This is a genomic window from Oceaniovalibus sp. ACAM 378 (assembly GCF_008085915.1).
Lineage (GTDB): Bacteria > Pseudomonadota > Alphaproteobacteria > Rhodobacterales > Rhodobacteraceae > Oceaniglobus.
Genome location: NZ_VSJK01000004.1, coordinates 184,356 through 199,971 on the forward strand (window position 1 = coordinate 184,356; position 15,616 = coordinate 199,971).

The 15,616-nt window shown below is 59.2% G+C and carries 11 protein-coding genes and 1 tRNA gene; 7 read left to right on the forward strand and 5 right to left on the reverse strand.

Annotated elements, in window-relative coordinates:
* Positions 1-84: 84 nt before the first annotated feature.
* From rpmA to FQ320_RS06890, 3 genes are all read right to left on the reverse strand, one after another.
* Entirely contained in the window at positions 85-354 is a 270-nt protein-coding gene (gene rpmA / locus FQ320_RS06880) for a 50S ribosomal protein L27 (protein WP_148470972.1), read from the reverse strand.
* Between the two features lie 6 nt (positions 355-360).
* Positions 361-1,107, reverse strand: coding sequence for a 50S ribosomal protein L21 (locus FQ320_RS06885; protein WP_148470973.1), 747 nt, complete (start codon positions 1,105-1,107; stop codon positions 361-363).
* A gap of 604 nt (positions 1,108-1,711) precedes the next feature.
* Positions 1,712-2,536, reverse strand: coding sequence for a DUF2059 domain-containing protein (locus tag FQ320_RS06890; protein ID WP_148470974.1), 825 nt, complete (start codon positions 2,534-2,536; stop codon positions 1,712-1,714).
* Between the two features lie 187 nt (positions 2,537-2,723).
* On the opposite strand from FQ320_RS06890, the gene FQ320_RS06895 reads away from it, so the two are divergent.
* The 4 genes from FQ320_RS06895 (at position 2,724) to FQ320_RS06910 (ending at position 9,109) form a co-directional block, all read left to right on the forward strand.
* Positions 2,724-2,813, forward strand: a tRNA-Ser gene (locus tag FQ320_RS06895).
* 861 nt (positions 2,814-3,674) lie between these two features.
* Positions 3,675-5,363 (forward strand): type I secretion system permease/ATPase, encoded by a 1,689-nt coding sequence (locus FQ320_RS06900; RefSeq protein WP_370513038.1) that lies wholly within the window; start codon positions 3,675-3,677, stop codon positions 5,361-5,363.
* Positions 5,363-6,679, forward strand: a complete 1,317-nt coding sequence (locus FQ320_RS06905) for an HlyD family type I secretion periplasmic adaptor subunit (protein ID WP_148470976.1) — start codon at positions 5,363-5,365, stop codon at positions 6,677-6,679. The genes FQ320_RS06900 and FQ320_RS06905 overlap by 1 nt, the downstream gene beginning before the upstream one ends.
* Positions 6,680-7,036: 357 nt before the next feature.
* Entirely contained in the window at positions 7,037-9,109 is a 2,073-nt protein-coding gene (locus FQ320_RS06910) for a calcium-binding protein (RefSeq protein WP_187393799.1), read from the forward strand.
* 221 nt (positions 9,110-9,330) lie between these two features.
* On the opposite strand, the gene FQ320_RS06915 is transcribed toward FQ320_RS06910, so the two are convergent.
* Positions 9,331-10,125, reverse strand: a complete 795-nt coding sequence (locus FQ320_RS06915) for a helix-turn-helix transcriptional regulator (RefSeq protein WP_187393800.1) — start codon at positions 10,123-10,125, stop codon at positions 9,331-9,333.
* 741 nt (positions 10,126-10,866) lie between these two features.
* Between FQ320_RS06915 and FQ320_RS06920 the strand changes: the two genes are divergently transcribed.
* Both FQ320_RS06920 and FQ320_RS06925 read left to right on the forward strand, forming a co-directional pair.
* Positions 10,867-11,919, forward strand: coding sequence for a glycosyltransferase family 2 protein (locus FQ320_RS06920; protein WP_148470979.1), 1,053 nt, complete (start codon positions 10,867-10,869; stop codon positions 11,917-11,919).
* Positions 11,903-12,877 (forward strand): glycosyltransferase family 2 protein, encoded by a 975-nt coding sequence (locus FQ320_RS06925; RefSeq protein ID WP_148470980.1) that lies wholly within the window; start codon positions 11,903-11,905, stop codon positions 12,875-12,877. The genes FQ320_RS06920 and FQ320_RS06925 overlap by 17 nt, the downstream gene beginning before the upstream one ends.
* Before the next feature lies 1 nt (position 12,878).
* Here the strand turns inward: FQ320_RS06925 and FQ320_RS06930 are convergent, their stop codons facing one another.
* On the reverse strand, positions 12,879-13,631 hold the full coding sequence (locus FQ320_RS06930; RefSeq protein ID WP_148470981.1) for a WecB/TagA/CpsF family glycosyltransferase: 753 nt from the start codon (positions 13,629-13,631) through the stop codon (positions 12,879-12,881).
* 211 nt (positions 13,632-13,842) lie between these two features.
* Between FQ320_RS06930 and FQ320_RS06935 the strand changes: the two genes are divergently transcribed.
* The gene (locus tag FQ320_RS06935; protein ID WP_148470982.1) at positions 13,843-15,297 is read left to right on the forward strand and encodes a hypothetical protein; all 1,455 of its coding nucleotides are present in this window, start codon (positions 13,843-13,845) and stop codon (positions 15,295-15,297) included.
* The last annotated feature ends 319 nt before the right edge of the window (positions 15,298-15,616 follow it).

Consider the following 15,616-nt stretch of genomic DNA (forward strand, 5'->3'; position numbering starts at 1 on the left):
GGAAGGCACCGGACCCGGGTGTCGGAAACGAAACGGGGGACCGGCGATGTGCCGATCCCCCGTTAAACGGTCTGAGGTTTCAGCCTATTCTGCGGCTTCTGCCACCGGCAGGACCGAAATAAAGGTGCGGCGTTTCAGTCCTTTGTGGAACGTCACGCGACCTTCGGAAGTGGCGAAAATGGTGTGGTCCCGGCCCAGACCAACGCCTTCGCCCGGCCACCATTTGGTGCCGCGCTGACGCACGATGATATTGCCCGGAATCACGGCCTCGCCGCCGAACTTCTTGACGCCAAGGCGCCGGCCTGCACTGTCGCGGCCGTTGCGGGATGAACCGCCTGCTTTTTTATGTGCCATGCTCGGTTACTCCTTTTCAGCGGCGAATGCGGCGGCTTGCGTCAGCCAATCGTCACGTTCGATACGGCCCTTGAACGACAACTGTTCGTCCATATAGGCGATTTCGTCAGCAGTCCAAGCGGCGACCTGATCAAAGTGGAAGACACCGTTCTTGTGCAGCGTCTCTTCGAGTTTCGGTCCGACACCCGAGATCTTCTTGAGATCGTCCGGTCCACCATCGCGCGCCTGATCCAACAGGTTTGCAGGCTTGCTGCCGGTCGAAGCAGCGGCTTCGGCGACATCGGCCTTGGGTGGTCTGGCGACTTTGGCAGCCTTCGGCTTGGCCGGTTTCGCGGTGCGGTCCTGCTCGGGCTTGGCCGGCTTGTTCTTGGCCGGAGTCATCGCGGCCAGCGCGGCAGCGGACAACGAACCGGTGCCGATCGCAGCCTTTACGCCGGTCTCATCAGCGCCTGTTTCCAGAATATCGCCAATCCGGACCAGCGTCAGTTTTTGACGGTGTCCCTTGGTGCGCTGCGATCCGTGCTTACGCCGACGCTTGACGAAATGGATCAGTTTTTCGCCTTTGATCTGGTCGATCACTTGCGCCTGGACGCCCGCACCTTCGATCAGGGGGCTGCCGACGGTGGCGTCGATCATCAGAATATCGTTGAACTGGATGGTTTCACCGGCTTCGGCCGCAATTCGCTCCAGACGCAGCACATCGCCGGTCTGAACCTTGTATTGCTTGCCGCCAGTCTTCATGACCGCGAACATAGTCTAATCCTTCAATTTCCGCGCCCTTTGGCCCCCTTGCGGGTGTTTGCGGGATTGTCCCGCCTCGGGCAGCGCGCCCCAACGGGCGACAATGAATAGGCACACGCGACCGAAAGGCCCCGTGCAACGGTCTCTCTGAGGCAAAAACCCCGCCCCGTCAAGGACGGCCTGACGGGACTCCAAGAAACCTTTCGACCGTTCGGCAGCCCTGTCGGGATTGTCGTCGATCCGCCCAAAGCGCGCGCGAATCGTCACTGCACGGGCCATCGGGCCCGGATCGTACAGATTTGCGACGAATTCCGCAGGACTTCCGATCCGGTTCAAGGGGTCCGGATAGGATCAGGCATTGTCGATCACTGCACAGGGGCGGTCCGCCTACAGCGCAATCAGAATCAGCGTCGAGCGATGGCGGACCACCCTAGCCACCTGTGTCAGAACAACGTCGCCATCAACCTTCAACAGCCCGCAGACCGCCACCTTGGCGCCGGGACGGCACGAGAAAACCGAGCCGCCGGATCATCCCGAGCAACATCAGCTCGTCATAGAAAGTCCAGTTGCGCCGCCGCCCCCGAAACTCCGCCGGAGAAGGCGTCATCGCGCCCTGCTACAGATCCTCGCCCAGAATGAACTGCGCAGCCCCCTGCCCCAACCCGCGCGAGATGGTTTTATACATCTCGTCGAAGGCACCGAAAATTGCACGGTTCAGCGCGCGCCCGCCGTCGCTTGCCGAAATCGCCGTGTATTCTTCGATCTCGGCATCGTCCAACGGCTGATAGGCCAGCGACAGATAGGACCAGACCCAATCGATGGTTTCGGCCCTGATATCGGCCTCCTGGCTCCAGACATCGGTCAGGATCGATTCCTCGGTCACGTCGTTGCCGAAGGCCCCACCCTCCATCAAACCAAGGTAAAACGCATAGTTCGAATTCAGCGCTCCCACGACGTTCGAGTCGACCAGTTCGTTCGCCTCGATGAACCGGTCAAGCAGATCGAGCCGCGGCGCATCGTCATTGCGCATCTGTTTCACCCGGTCCTTCGCCGCCTCTTCGATCGCATCGTCCATCATCGCACGACGGGCTTCCAGCTCCAGCCGAACGATCCGTTCGCCGTCCTGCGAGGTGAAAAATGCGATCAGCGGTTCCAGCGCGACGCCCTGCATCTGCCGCTCGAATTCGGCCAGAACCAGATCGTCCATGGCTGCGGCGTCGTACAGCCTGTCGACAACCTGCGTCCAGGCCGGTCCGCCGCGTCCGGGAAACAACTCGTCCCGCAGCTCGCTCCCATAGTCCCGCCCCTCGTCCTGCATGATTCCGATGACCTCGGACATTTCGAGCGCATCATAGAGAAGACGAACATCCCCACGCGTATCGGCCGCAGCGGGGATGGCTGCGGATGCAGCGACGGCAAAGGCAAGAAAGAAGCGGCGCAAGGAGACCTCCGGTCGGTAGGAACATACGCCGCGTGCGGACAGTTGTCGGGCGCAGTGCAAACCTATGGCGCAGCTGCTGTGCTGCCAAGGGTCGCGATGTCACGTTCATGCAATTATCCCGCAAAATCGCATGACAAACCGGTTGCAGACGGCGGCGAGCCGGATTAGAGCATCGAACGTCGATCGCGGAGAGATGCCGGAGTGGTCGAACGGGGCGGTCTCGAAAACCGTTGAGCGTGCAAGCGTTCCCAGGGTTCGAATCCCTGTCTCTCCGCCACTATCCCCCAGAAATTACTTGAAAAACTCCGCTATTTGGGGGAGCGCAGCGCCGCAATAGCTTCAAGGGCTCGGGTCAAACCTGTCATTCTATGGCACCGTTTTAGAGTTTGGGGGGTACCGACTATGCCCCTTCATGCCGCGCACCATGCCTCTTGCCCTTGCCGTCGGCAGAAAATAAGGACCCTACGTGAGCAGGGTCCCTTCGTTCGTTCCATTCGTGGTTGTGTCACCGAAAGTTGTTGTCGCCGTCCGATTTTTCGTCGGAGAGATATTTGAGGTCTTGTTGCGCAAAGGCTGCTTGGGATTCACTGCATGAATCCAGTGTGGTAGTTTGGCGGGATGAGCATTCCCGCAAAAACGAAAGCGGAAATGCGAATACCATCCGATTTGCGCAAGAGGGCCGTAGGGGGAATATAACCTTCGCTTTAATCAAAAGTTTTACGCGTCCTTCGATTTGATCGACGCTGCCGAACCGCACCGAGTGGACCAGGACAAGGGAATCCCGAATTACAACCCATGGTTGTGACGTCTGGCATGCTGAATACCGTCCACCGTTTCATTTCGACCGCTTTGATACCGACCTTTCCGATAAATCCACCTGCGCGACACGCCGGATCGGGCGCGATCACACTGTATCCTGCGGCTGGATCGCTGCACGGCTGACATCTGGGGCAATTGCGGTACGGCGAGACTGACAGCGGATTTTTGCTGACGGAGCGAAAATATAAGATTACCCTCAGAGACATTATATTTGAAGAATCGTTTAAAACTCGAAGTTTTGTTTATTGAATCTGGCGGTGTAGCTATGTCTGACACTAAGATCCTGGGGCTTTCCGAGTTACGCGCGGCCCGCAGAGAGATGCGTTCACTATTCTGGGCCGCAGGCTTTTTCAGCATATTTGTCAATCTTCTCATGCTGACAGGACCGCTGTTCATGCTGCAGACCTATGATCGGGTGCTTGGGGCGCGATCCGAATCAACGCTTGTTGCGTTGTTTGCCGTCGTCGCCTTTCTTTATCTCATCATGGGCATTGTAGACTGGGCCCGGGGGCGGCTGCTGACGCGGATGGGGGCCGGATTTCAGGCCCGGTTGGAACGTCGCGTGTTCGAGGCAATGATCAAGAAGGCTTCGACCGATCCACAACCCGACGACAACTCGACCATGGGCCACCAGTTGCGCGATTTGGACGCGCTCCAGCGGTTCTATGCCTCTTCTGTGTTTTCGGCGCTGTTCGATGCCCCCTGGGCGCCAATCTTCCTGTTCGGGATGATCCTGTTTCACCCTTGGCTGGGCGGATTGGCCATCTTTGGCGGCGGCGTGCTGATCCTCTCGGCGGTCCTCAATCAGGTGTTCACCAAGACCTCTTCGGTCAAGGCGGCGACTGCGGGCTATAAGTCCGAACGCTATTCAGACCAGCTCCAGAACGAGGCTGAAACGATCCGCAGCCTGGGAATGCAGACGCACGCCTTCGAGAAATGGTCGAAGACACGGCAAAGCGCGGCCCATCAATCGACGCGCGCCGCCGATATGGGGGGCAGCTTTTCCGCCGTCTCCAAGACCTTCCGGCAGTTTCTGCAATCCGCCATGCTGGGCCTTGGCGCCTATCTGGTTTTGCGCGGCGAATTGACGCCGGGCGTCATGATCGCCGCCTCTATTCTGTTGTCGCGCGCCTTGGCCCCTGTCGAAATGGTGGTCAACCAATGGACCACTGTGCAGCGGGCCAAGCGGGGATGGGACGATCTGGTCACCCTGCTGTCCGAGGTGCGCGAAGACCCCAAGCCACTCGAATTGCCGCGTCCACAGGCAAGGCTGGAAGTCCAGCAGATCACGGTCATTCCGCCCAAGGGCACACAGGCAACCCTGCGGTTGGTGAGTTTTTCAATCCTCCCCGGCGAGGCCGTGGGCGTGATCGGGCCGAGCGGTTCGGGCAAATCGACTTTGGCCCGCAGCCTGACCGGCATCTGGCCGCTGGCGGGTGGCAAGATCCGTCTGAACGGCGCACAACTGGATCAGTATCATCCTGAAAAGCTGGCGGGATATATCGGCTATTTGCCCCAGCGCGTCAGTCTGTTTGAGGGCACCATCGCCGAGAATATCGCACGCCTGTCGGGCGAGTTCGAGTCCGCCCGTGTTGTTGAGGCGGCGCAGCGGGCGGCAGCCCATGAAATGATCATGCGGTTGCCCCGTGGGTATAACACCCCGGTGCATACCATCGGCACCCAACTGTCGGGCGGGCAAATTCAGCGGATCGGACTGGCGCGCGCCCTCTACGGCGATCCCGTCCTGTTGGTGCTGGACGAGCCAAATTCCAGTCTGGACAACGAAGGAACCATCGCGCTGAACCACGCCGTCACCGCGATGAAGGAGGCGGGCAATGCCGTGCTGATCATGGCGCACCGTCCCGCGGCGATCAAGGAATGCGACAAGCTGCTGGTGCTTGAGGACGGTATGCGCAAGGCATGGGGACCGCGCGATCAGGTCATGTCGGAAATGTTGTCCAATGTGCAGGTGATCCGCAAAACGAAGTCCATAGGGGGGGTCGCCTGATGTCCTCTGACTACTCCCCCAAAGTTGCATCGTCGTTTATCCCGATGCTGGTCGGCTTCGGCACGATCATCCTGTTGCTGGGCGGTTTTTCCACCTGGGCCATGACAGCACAGATCGATGGCGCCGTGGTCGCACCGGGGCGGATCATTCTGGAACTCAACCGTCAGGCGATCCAACATCCGATCGGCGGAGTGGTCGAAAAAATCTACGTGCAGGAAGGCGACACAGTCACTGAGAATCAACTGCTGGTGAAACTCGACCCGACCGTCACCCAATCGGAACTGACCATTGTCGAGGGCGAACTTTTCGAACTGATGGCCCGGCGCGGTCGTCTGGAGGCCGAGCGCAGCGACGCCGAGACCATCACCTTCGACCCGGAGTTGCTGGCCCAGGCCGAACACCACCCCAATGTTGCTGTGCAGGTCGAGGGCCAGACACGGCTGTTCGAAGCGCGTCTTGAAAGCATAGAAAAAGAAATCAGCCAGCTGCACAATCAGGCGCAGCAGCTTCAGAACCAGATCGTCGGGATCGACGCTCAGGCTTCGGCCATGAAGCGGCAGGTCGAATTGATCGACATGGAAACCGAGACTCAGGAGAGTCTGCTGGCAAAGGGGCTGGCCCAAAAATCCCGCCTCATCGCATTGCAACGCGAAAGCGCACGGCTGGACGGCTCCATGGGAGAGTTGTCCGCGCGTCGTGCCCAGGTTGAAGAACGTGTTTCCGAGCTGACAATTCAGGAGTTGCGTCTGTTCACCAAGCGTCGCGAAGACGCCATCTCCATCCTGCGCGATCTCCAGTTCAGCGAAATGGAAGCCGCCGAACGCCGCCGCAATCTCTTGATTCAGCTTGACCGGATGGACATCCGCGCGCCGGTATCCGGGGTCCTCTATGATCTGCAGTTGTTCGGCCCGCGTTCCGTGATCCGCCCGGCCGACGCGCTGATGTATATCGTGCCACAGGACCGCGCACTTTTGATCGAGGCGCAGGTCGAACCGATAAACGTGGGTGATATATTTGTGGGTCAGGAAGTTGTCCTGCGGTTCAGCGCCTTCGACATGCGCGACACACCCGATCTTTTCGGCAAGGTGCAGCGGGTTTCGCCTGACGCCTTCGTCGACGCAAGCTCGGGGCGGTCGTATTACCGTGCGGAAATCATGCTGCCCGCATCCGAGATCGACAAGCTGGCCAAAGGTCAGATTCTCATTCCCGGCATGCCTGCCGATACATTTCTCAAGACGGGTAAACATACGCCGATGGCCTATTTGACCCAACCGCTGACCCGGTATTTCAGAACCGCAATGCGCGACGACGGCTGAGGCCGCCGCAACTGCCAATCCCGGCGAAAACCGACTTCACTTTTGATTGCTGTGCGTCTTCCGATCCAGGGCCATCTTTGGTCTTGATCGGACGTGCCCGCGATCTATCGGCTATATTTCGCACGTTTAAGGCGACCGAGCCAATGCCAGATCAAACTGCGGCGGTAACATCAAAGAATCGCGAGATTTAAGCCGTCCTACCCCCAAATGAGGGTATTTTTAAGAGAAGTTAACGGCTGAAGTAGACACGCGGGGTGCATTCTCACCTTGCATTTGTCGCAAAGCCGCCATGCCAAATTTCAAGGGCAAGCGGACTGATTAAACAAAGTTTATGAGGGGTATTTAGAAATGGGTAGCATGAAAACCAGAGCCGAAGCATGGGCGTTGATTGGTGGCGCACCTTGGCTTGGCGGAACACCCAATTCCGATAACGGGGATTTCAAAGATATCCCCGGAGTCAACAGAGGCCAAGGGCTTGGCGGCGACGATCACATTGCGGGCAACGCGAACGACAACGCGATCGAAGGCAACAACGGCGACGACTTCCTGCGTGGCGATGCCGGCAACGATTATCTCTTCGGCGGCAACGGCAATGACGCGCTGCTGGGCGATGAATTGAGCGGCCCACAGGGAAATGACGAACTGTCCGGCGACGATGGCGACGATGTAATGGCTGGCGGCGGCGGCGATGACAAGCTGGACGGCGGCAATGGCGACGACGTCATGATCGGCGGATCCGGCAATGACTGGATGAACGGCGGCACCGGCAATGACGCGATGCTCGGCGGATCCGGCAACGACACGATGGAAGGCGGCGCGGGCGACGATTGCATGGCGGGCCAAAGTGGTGACGACAGCATGGACGGCGGCGCTGGCAACGACAGGATGTCGGGTGGCACTGGTAACGACACCATGTACGGCGGAGCGGGGGATGACGTGCTCGCGGGCAATGCCGGTGACGACTATATCAACGGCGGGACCGGCAACGATCTGGCCTTTGGCGGGTCGGGCGAAGACACTCTGCGTGGCTATGACGGCAACGATACCCTGCTTGGCGGAGACGGCGATGATGCCTTGCTCGGCCAGCGTGGCGAAGACGTTCTGATTGGCGGCTGGGGCAACGACAACCTTCAGGGTGGCGGCGACGACGACTACCTGTTCGGCGGCGCCGGCAATGACGTCATGGAAGGCAACGACAACGCCGACTGCCTCTCCGGCGGCGACGGCAATGATCTGATCTATGGCGACAACGCGGACCGCTCACCGGCCCTCGGAGAAGCCAGTGATTCGATCTCCGGCGGCAACGGTGACGACACGATCTATGGCGGCGAAGATGACGACGTGGTTACCGGCGATGCAGGTAACGACAAGATTCACGGCGACGATGGCAACGATACCCTTGCCGGCAATGACGGCAATGACATCGTCAAAGGCGGAAGGGGTGACGACGACATTCACGGCAACGACGGCAACGACCGCCTTTGGGGCAACTCCGGCAATGACGTGATCCAGGGCGACGCCGGCAACGACAAGATCCGCGGCGGCAACGGCGACGATTATCTTGACGGCGGCGACGGCAAAGACCGGCTCTGGGGCAACAACGGTGCCGACACGCTCGATGGCGGTGACGGCAACGACATTCTCGATGGCGGAAAGGGTGACGACTTTCTCTATGGCAATGATGGGAACGATGTCCTTCACGGCGACAGGGGCCAGGCTGGCGGTGGAAGTGACACTCTGCTCGGCGGCGAAGGCAACGACATGCTCTATGGCGGCAAGGATGGCGATTGCCTGATTGCCGACGAGGGCAATGACACGCTGACTGGCGGGGCCGATGGTGACGATTTCGTCTTCGGTCATGGCGTCGATGCCAATGGCGACGGCGATTGCGACGATGAAGGCGACTATGCCAACACCAATATCGGCAGCAACGTCATCACCGACTTTGATGGCGATCAGGAAGACCGGATCGTCTTCCACACCGACTTCGAAGGCACGCTGTCTGCAACGATCGAAGGCGACGACGTCCGTGTCTCGTCTTCTCTGGGTGGTGACGTCCTGATCAAGGGGCTGGTGTCTGAACTTGAGGGCATCGATCCAACCGACCCCTTCTTCGATGAAACCAAACTGATCGATTATCTGACGAAGGAAGGGACTGACGGAGACGGCAAGGGCATCATCTTCTTCGAAGACAAATGCGTCACCCTGCCTGACAACGAAGCTGATCAGGCCATGGTCTACTGTGATGAGCCCTATGTCTGGGTGAATGACTGCCAGGTCGATCTGTCCGAAAGCCCGATCGGCGATACGTCCATCTCGACGACCGAACTGCAGATCGCTGATCTGTTCACTGAAAGAGACGCCAACGTCTCGATCTCGGGCGGCGACCTGTATATCAACCTGCTGTCAGAAGGCATTGACCTAGCCTGACCGTATTCTTGATCACTGGTGAAACGGACAAGCGCCCCCGCAACGGGGCGCTTGTTTTATCTGACAACGACACGCTTGACGGTACGACATTCACGCTCAGTCAGATGGCACCGCCCCTGAAAACGGGGGCGGTGCCATGCTTTCAGAACCGGTCACGCAAGTGCCAGCCTGAAACCATATGGAAATCTAGTGATTGTCTTTTCAGCCAGGTTTTTATGAAATCAAATCGGGTGCTGCGCCTGAACCGACATGTTTTTGCCGGTATCAAGTGTCGCAGCCAAGTCAAGATTGGATGAGATCGGCAGGATCGACATGAAATAGAGCGATATGAGTTCACCCTGCCGGTGGACCCCCGTTTTCGAGAAGACCTGCTTCATGTAACTGCGCACCGTTGCCAGAGAAAGGTTCATCGCCTCGGCGGTTTCCGATACAGATTTACCGCTCAGGATTTCGTGGGCGGTCAGCCTCTCGGATCGGGTCAGACGATAGGCGCTGAAGAACTGTTCGCGCAGGTTGAAGTGATCGACCTGCCGCCCCTCGCACAGGATCAACACCAGCGGCGGCTCGGACCCCGCGATCGGCGTGACGACAACCAGTTTCGCAACACCCGTATCGGCCAGGATCGGAATGATCGAGGTTCGCTTCGTCGCACCGGTCGCGACACGAACCGCCTCTTCCAGAACCGGTCTGTTTTGACTGTCGCGCAGAAACAATCTCCCGTTGCACACAGTCCATTCCGAGGCGGTCGGGGCGTTGAACTTGCCCATGCGACCGTCGAAACGGATCATGCATTGTGCCGTCACCACAAGAAATTCGATCGACAGCACCTGCAATGTCGTTTCAAGCAGACCCTCCGCCCAATGGGTCCGGGGTTTGGTGTCTTCTATCAGCTGCTGAGCCACATAGGTCACACCAATCTGCAAAAGCGCCTGTCGCGACGCCAGAGCGACTTCAGGCTCGGATTCAAATGCTGCGACGGGATAGACCGTCCCGACCGGTTCACCAATACCGATCAACGTCTTCTTTTCCGTCAGGATAGGAATGGTGGTCCTCGCTTCATCCACCCTTGAACTGGCAATATCCGAAGACATCCGAATGGATGTGTGAACCGCCAATCGGCTTTCTGCCGTTCTGATCAGCACGGCACTACGTTCGGAATCTGGCTCCGCATCTCCGCCAATCCATATTCTATGAAAGGATTGCTTGTCGGAATCGTAAAACCCCATCAGCACAATGGGAATGCCCGCACCCAGGCAAAATCGATTTGCAAATTCGCATCTTTGAGAATTAAACTGATCGCGATTCATATACTTTTGCATCTTACCCCTCAATCAGGGAATTCAATCGATAAATCCGACTGAAATTTAGCTTATATATTTTTTTACAATCTAATATTTCCATACTAATTTTAAAATGATCGCTGTCTGCAACCTATGTTAGGGACGCGTGAAAACTTACTATGAATTCGACTCACCTTTATACCATTACGGGCAAACGTCTTGAGCTAAACAGCCTTAGGTTGCAAATTGAATTCGACCACATAGTAGAGATGTTGTTTCCAAGAGTTGGCAGAAGGAATTGATCTCAAGAAGCGAGGCACCCGACACAATAATCTGCCATTCCTGTTCGCGGGCGTGTCGTTTTTTTTAAACGACCGCCTGAACCCAGAAAAACACTCTAAAAACCGCGAGATAGGTTGGCCGCCGCCCGAATGCCTCATAAGATGCGCTCTGCACCTGTCGTCCCGGAGACCTGCCATGACCGATCCCGCCCCGCCCCTGTTGCGCCGCGTCGCGCGCAAGGCCGATCATGTGGCGCGGCGTTTGCAACTTCTGGCGTCGATTCGCCGGATCCATGGACCCCGGCGGTTCGAACTGGCGCCAGACGATGTGGTCGTCGTGTTATTGATGCGCAACAGCGCCTATTATCTCGAGCCGCTGTTTTCCCATTATCGCAACCTTGGCGTGTCGCATTTCGTCTGCGTCGACAACGGATCGGATGATGACACGATTGAGATCGCCGCCCGCCAACCCGGAACGATCATCCTGCAATCGCACCTGAAAATCGCCGAATTCGAGGTTGAATTCCGCCGCCACGCCGCCGAAACCTATGCCCGGGACCATTGGGTAATGTTTGTCGATACCGATGAATTGCTGGACTTTGAGGGTGCCGCCACTCTGGGTCTGCCCGGTCTCGCGCGCCATCTGCGCGACCGGGGTCACACCGCTCTGATGGCCCCAATGCTGGAGATGTTCGCGCCGGGCCCAATCAACGCCCATGCCGCCACGCCGTTCGAAACGGCATTGGACACGCACCGGTTCTACGATCTGACGCGGGTCATGCGGTACGAATATTACGACACCGAGAATATTTCGTTCAACTGGCTCGCTCGGCAGAACACGCTGGCCAATCCCGCCATGTGTTTCATGTTTGGGGGTGTGAGGCTCAAGGTGTTCGGTGAAATGTGCTGTTTAACCAAGCATCCGTTGGTCTTTGTCGGTAACGGGGTGTGGCCCAATCCGCACCCCCATTGCCCTGCTTTTGTACGGGTCAGCGATGCCATGGGCGTTCTGAAACACTATAAGTTCACCAATGATCCGCTGCGTCGTGATCTGGAAACGGTTCGCGACGGGATCGTGCCCCATGGTGCGGACCGGCTGCGGGTCGAAACGGTGCGCGACAATCCCGACATATCCCTGTTCAGCCATGATGCGCGGGAATATCGTGATGTTGAGCAGTTGTACGATGATGGGTTCCTGCTGCGCTCAAACGCGCTGAGCGCCAGAGTTGCCAATGCCCGGACGGTCTGAAGTGTTGCGTGAGACCGCCATCGCCGCGGTCGTCATCGGGCGCAACGAAGGTGAGCGGCTGACGGAATGTCTTGCTTCATTGTCGGGGCGGGTGGCGCGGATCGTCTATGTCGATTCAGGATCGACCGACGGCAGCATTGCGGCGGCCCGGGCGCAGGGGGCCGAGGTGGTGAGCCTTGATTTGAGCCGCCCGTTCACGGCCGCGCGGGCACGCAATGCGGGTCTGGCCCTGCTGGACGCGCAACAGACCCCACTGGTGCAACTGCTGGACGGCGACTGCGCCCTGCGGGAGGGTTGGCTGGATGCCGCGCGCGAATTTCTGACCGATCATCCCGATGCCGCGGTTGTCTGTGGGCGGCGACGCGAAAGGTTTCCGCAAGTATCGGTCTATAACCGCATGGCGGACCGCGAATGGGACACTCCGGTCGGTCGCGCTCTGGCCTGTGGTGGCGACGCGATGATGCGGCTGGCGGCGGTGCAGGCTCTCGGTGGCTACCGCGAGGATCTGATCGCAGGCGAAGAGCCTGAACTTTGCCTGCGTTTGCGCCGTGCCGGGTGGCAGGTGCACCGGATCAATGCCGAAATGACGTGTCACGACGCCGCGATGACCCGTTTTGCCCAGTGGTGGACCCGCAGCCGCCGCGCCGGCCATGCCTTTGCCGAAGGTGCGGCGTTGCATGGTGGCCCGCCGGATCGTCATTGGGTCGCCGAGACGCGCCGCGCATTGATCTGGGGTGCAGTGTTGCCCGCGATTGCCGTGCTTGGCGCAGTCGTCACCCCATGGTCACTGGCCTTGCTGGCCGCCCTGCCCGCCCAGATCGTGCGGCTGACCCGGCGGATGGGATTTGAGGCGGCGTTCTTTACCGTGCTCGGAAAATTCCCCGAAGCGCAGGGCGTTCTGAGCTTTCATCTGAACCGCATTCTGGGTCGCAAACGCGGGTTGCTGGAATATCGCTGATTCAGCGGCGCCGCAGACGCAGGGCCGCCAAGACCTGCCCCGGCAGGATCGCCGCACTGGCCGCATAGCGCGGCACCATGCGCCGGGGTTCCTGTATCGTGCGCCAGAGCCATTCCAGCGCCACGGCCCGCATCCAGCGGGGTGCGCGCACCTGATGGCCAGAGAGAAAATCCAGCCCCGCACCGATAGACACAAAGCCAACGCGCGGCACCTCGCGGCGTCCGCGCGCCGCCAGTTGTTCCTGCTTGGGCGCGCCCAAAGCCAGGAAACACAACTGCGCGCCTGACGCGTCCAGATCGGCCAGAATCGCCGCCGCCTCGGCGCCCGACGGATCGAACACGCCCGACGGCGCGTGGCGCATCACCATATTCAAGCCCGGCACGCGCGCCATCAGCGCCCGTGTCGCAAGGTCCAGCGCCTCTTGCTTGCTGCCGATCATCGCCACCGACACCCCGGTTTCAACCGCCAGTTCGCACAGCGGCACGATCATGTCAGACCCCGGCATCAGTTCGACCGGCTGCCCCGCGAGACGCGACAGCCAGACGATCGGCCGTCCGTCGGCCACCACCAGATCCTGACTGCAATAGGCATCGGTAAACGCGGTCGAGGCGCGCATCTTGACGATGTGATCAAGGTTGATCGTCGCCAGCGCGAATCCCCGGCCGGAAACAAACCGTTGCCGGATCGTCTGCATCAGCCCGGCCCGGGTGGGCATATTGATCGTGATCCGGCGCCTGCCGAAGACAAAATGCACAGGATTTCCCCAATCTTGCCAGCGGCTTGGTCAAATCGTCCCAACCGCGTCCATTTCGTTCAGTCCGGGCGCGGCACAATTTCCGGCCCGTGTTGCAGCGGTGCCAACATGCAACAGTCAGACGCCAATCAAAACGGCTATGACGGCGACAGCCACGCGTCAGCCTGTTAGTGTTGCGCGATCACAACCACCAAGGCCAGTCCGACACCCCATGCCCAATCCGCTTGCCTATCTGATGCTGGCCATCTGGCCGCTGGTCACACTGCTTATGTTTCGTCGGATGTCTGTCGAACGGGCACTGATCTGGAGCATTCTGGGCGGGTATCTGTTTCTTCCGCCGCTTGCAGAATTCAACCTGCCGCTGGTGCCATCAATGGACAAGACATCGATCCCGGCGCTGTCTGCGGCGCTGGTCCTGGTGTTTGCGATGGGCAAGCGGTTCGCGCTGTTACCACAGGCCAAGGTGGCGCGGCTGCTGGTTCTGGTCTTTGTGCTGGGCGCGATACCGACGGTTTTGACCAACCGCGACCCATTGTTTTTTGAGGTTCTGCAAAATTCCGATCCGGTTCAGTTCGTCACCGGATTTCTGCCCGGGCTGAACATCCGTGACATCGGGTCCGTCCTGATCGGTCAGGCCATCACCCTGCTGCCGTTCCTTCTGGCGCGGCAGTTTCTGGCGACGGCGACGGGGCTGCGCGAAATGCTGGTGGCGCTTGTGATCGGCGGGTTGATCTACTCGGTCCCCTCACTGATCGAAATTCGCGTGTCACCGCAGATCAACATCTGGGTTTACGGTTTTTTCCAGCACAGTTTCGAACAGATGATGCGCGACGGCGGGTTCCGACCCATCGTGTTTCTGCCCCACGGGTTGTGGCTGGCGCTGTTCGTGCTGATGACGTTGGTGGCCGCCGCCGCGCTGTTCCGTCAGGCCGAGGGGCAACAACGGGTGCGCCTGATGATGGTAACGGGCTATCTCGCCGTGCTTTTGGTGCTGTGTAAAAGCCTCGCGTCGATGATGTACGGTGTTGCTCTGGTTCCACTGGTCCTGTTCGCATCGCCCAAGGCACAGATTCGCGTGGCGCTGGTTTTTGCCCTGATCGCCGTCACCTATCCAATGCTGCGCAATTTCCAACTTGTCCCGCTGGACTGGATCCTCGCTCAGGCCGAGTCATACAGCCCCGATCGGGCGCAATCGCTGGGCTTTCGGTTCAACAATGAGCAGATATTGCTGGAGCGTGCCGCCGAAAAAGATCTGTTCGGCTGGGGCGGCTGGGGGCGCAATCTGATCCGCCACTCGGAAACCGGCCAAATCCTGTCGATCCCTGACGGGCGCTGGATCATTGTGTTCGGCACCTTTGGCTGGGTCGGTTATATCGCCGAATTCGGACTTCTGGCTCTGCCGGTCTTCTTGTTGTCGCGGTATATGCGCGCAGATCTGGCCGGGCGGATCTCACCTCATGCCGTTCCGCTGACGTTGATGCTGGCCATCACTTTGATCGATATGCTGTTGAATGCGACGCTGATTCCATTCACCTGGATGCTGGCGGGTGCGGTCCTGGGCCACCTTGAGAAAGTGCGCGCCGGCGATCCTTTGCGCGCCCCCCTGACCCACCCGCCGGTGATCGGCTCCGCCCCTGTTGCGACAGGGCGCCGCACCATCCTGTGATTCTACCTGCAAACCGGCCTGTGCTATGGGCTTTTTTGCCAAACAGCGCCGGTCGTTCTTGTTGAACCCCGGTTCGCGGCTTAAACTGTTGCCAACCGGGAAACGGTGCGCTCTGAACTGGTGAAATGGGCGGTCTATCACGGCATCTCCATAAAATTGCCGCGTTCGCAAGTTAGCCTGGCAGCAAAGATGCGCCCGTCGCCGCCCGACCAGACGTCGGCGGGGGCCTGTCCCGATCTGCGGGCAGATTGTTGAGACCGTTGCGAGAACCCGCCGGGCGATTGTGCCGTCGCGCCAAGGACAAGAACACGAGCGGAAC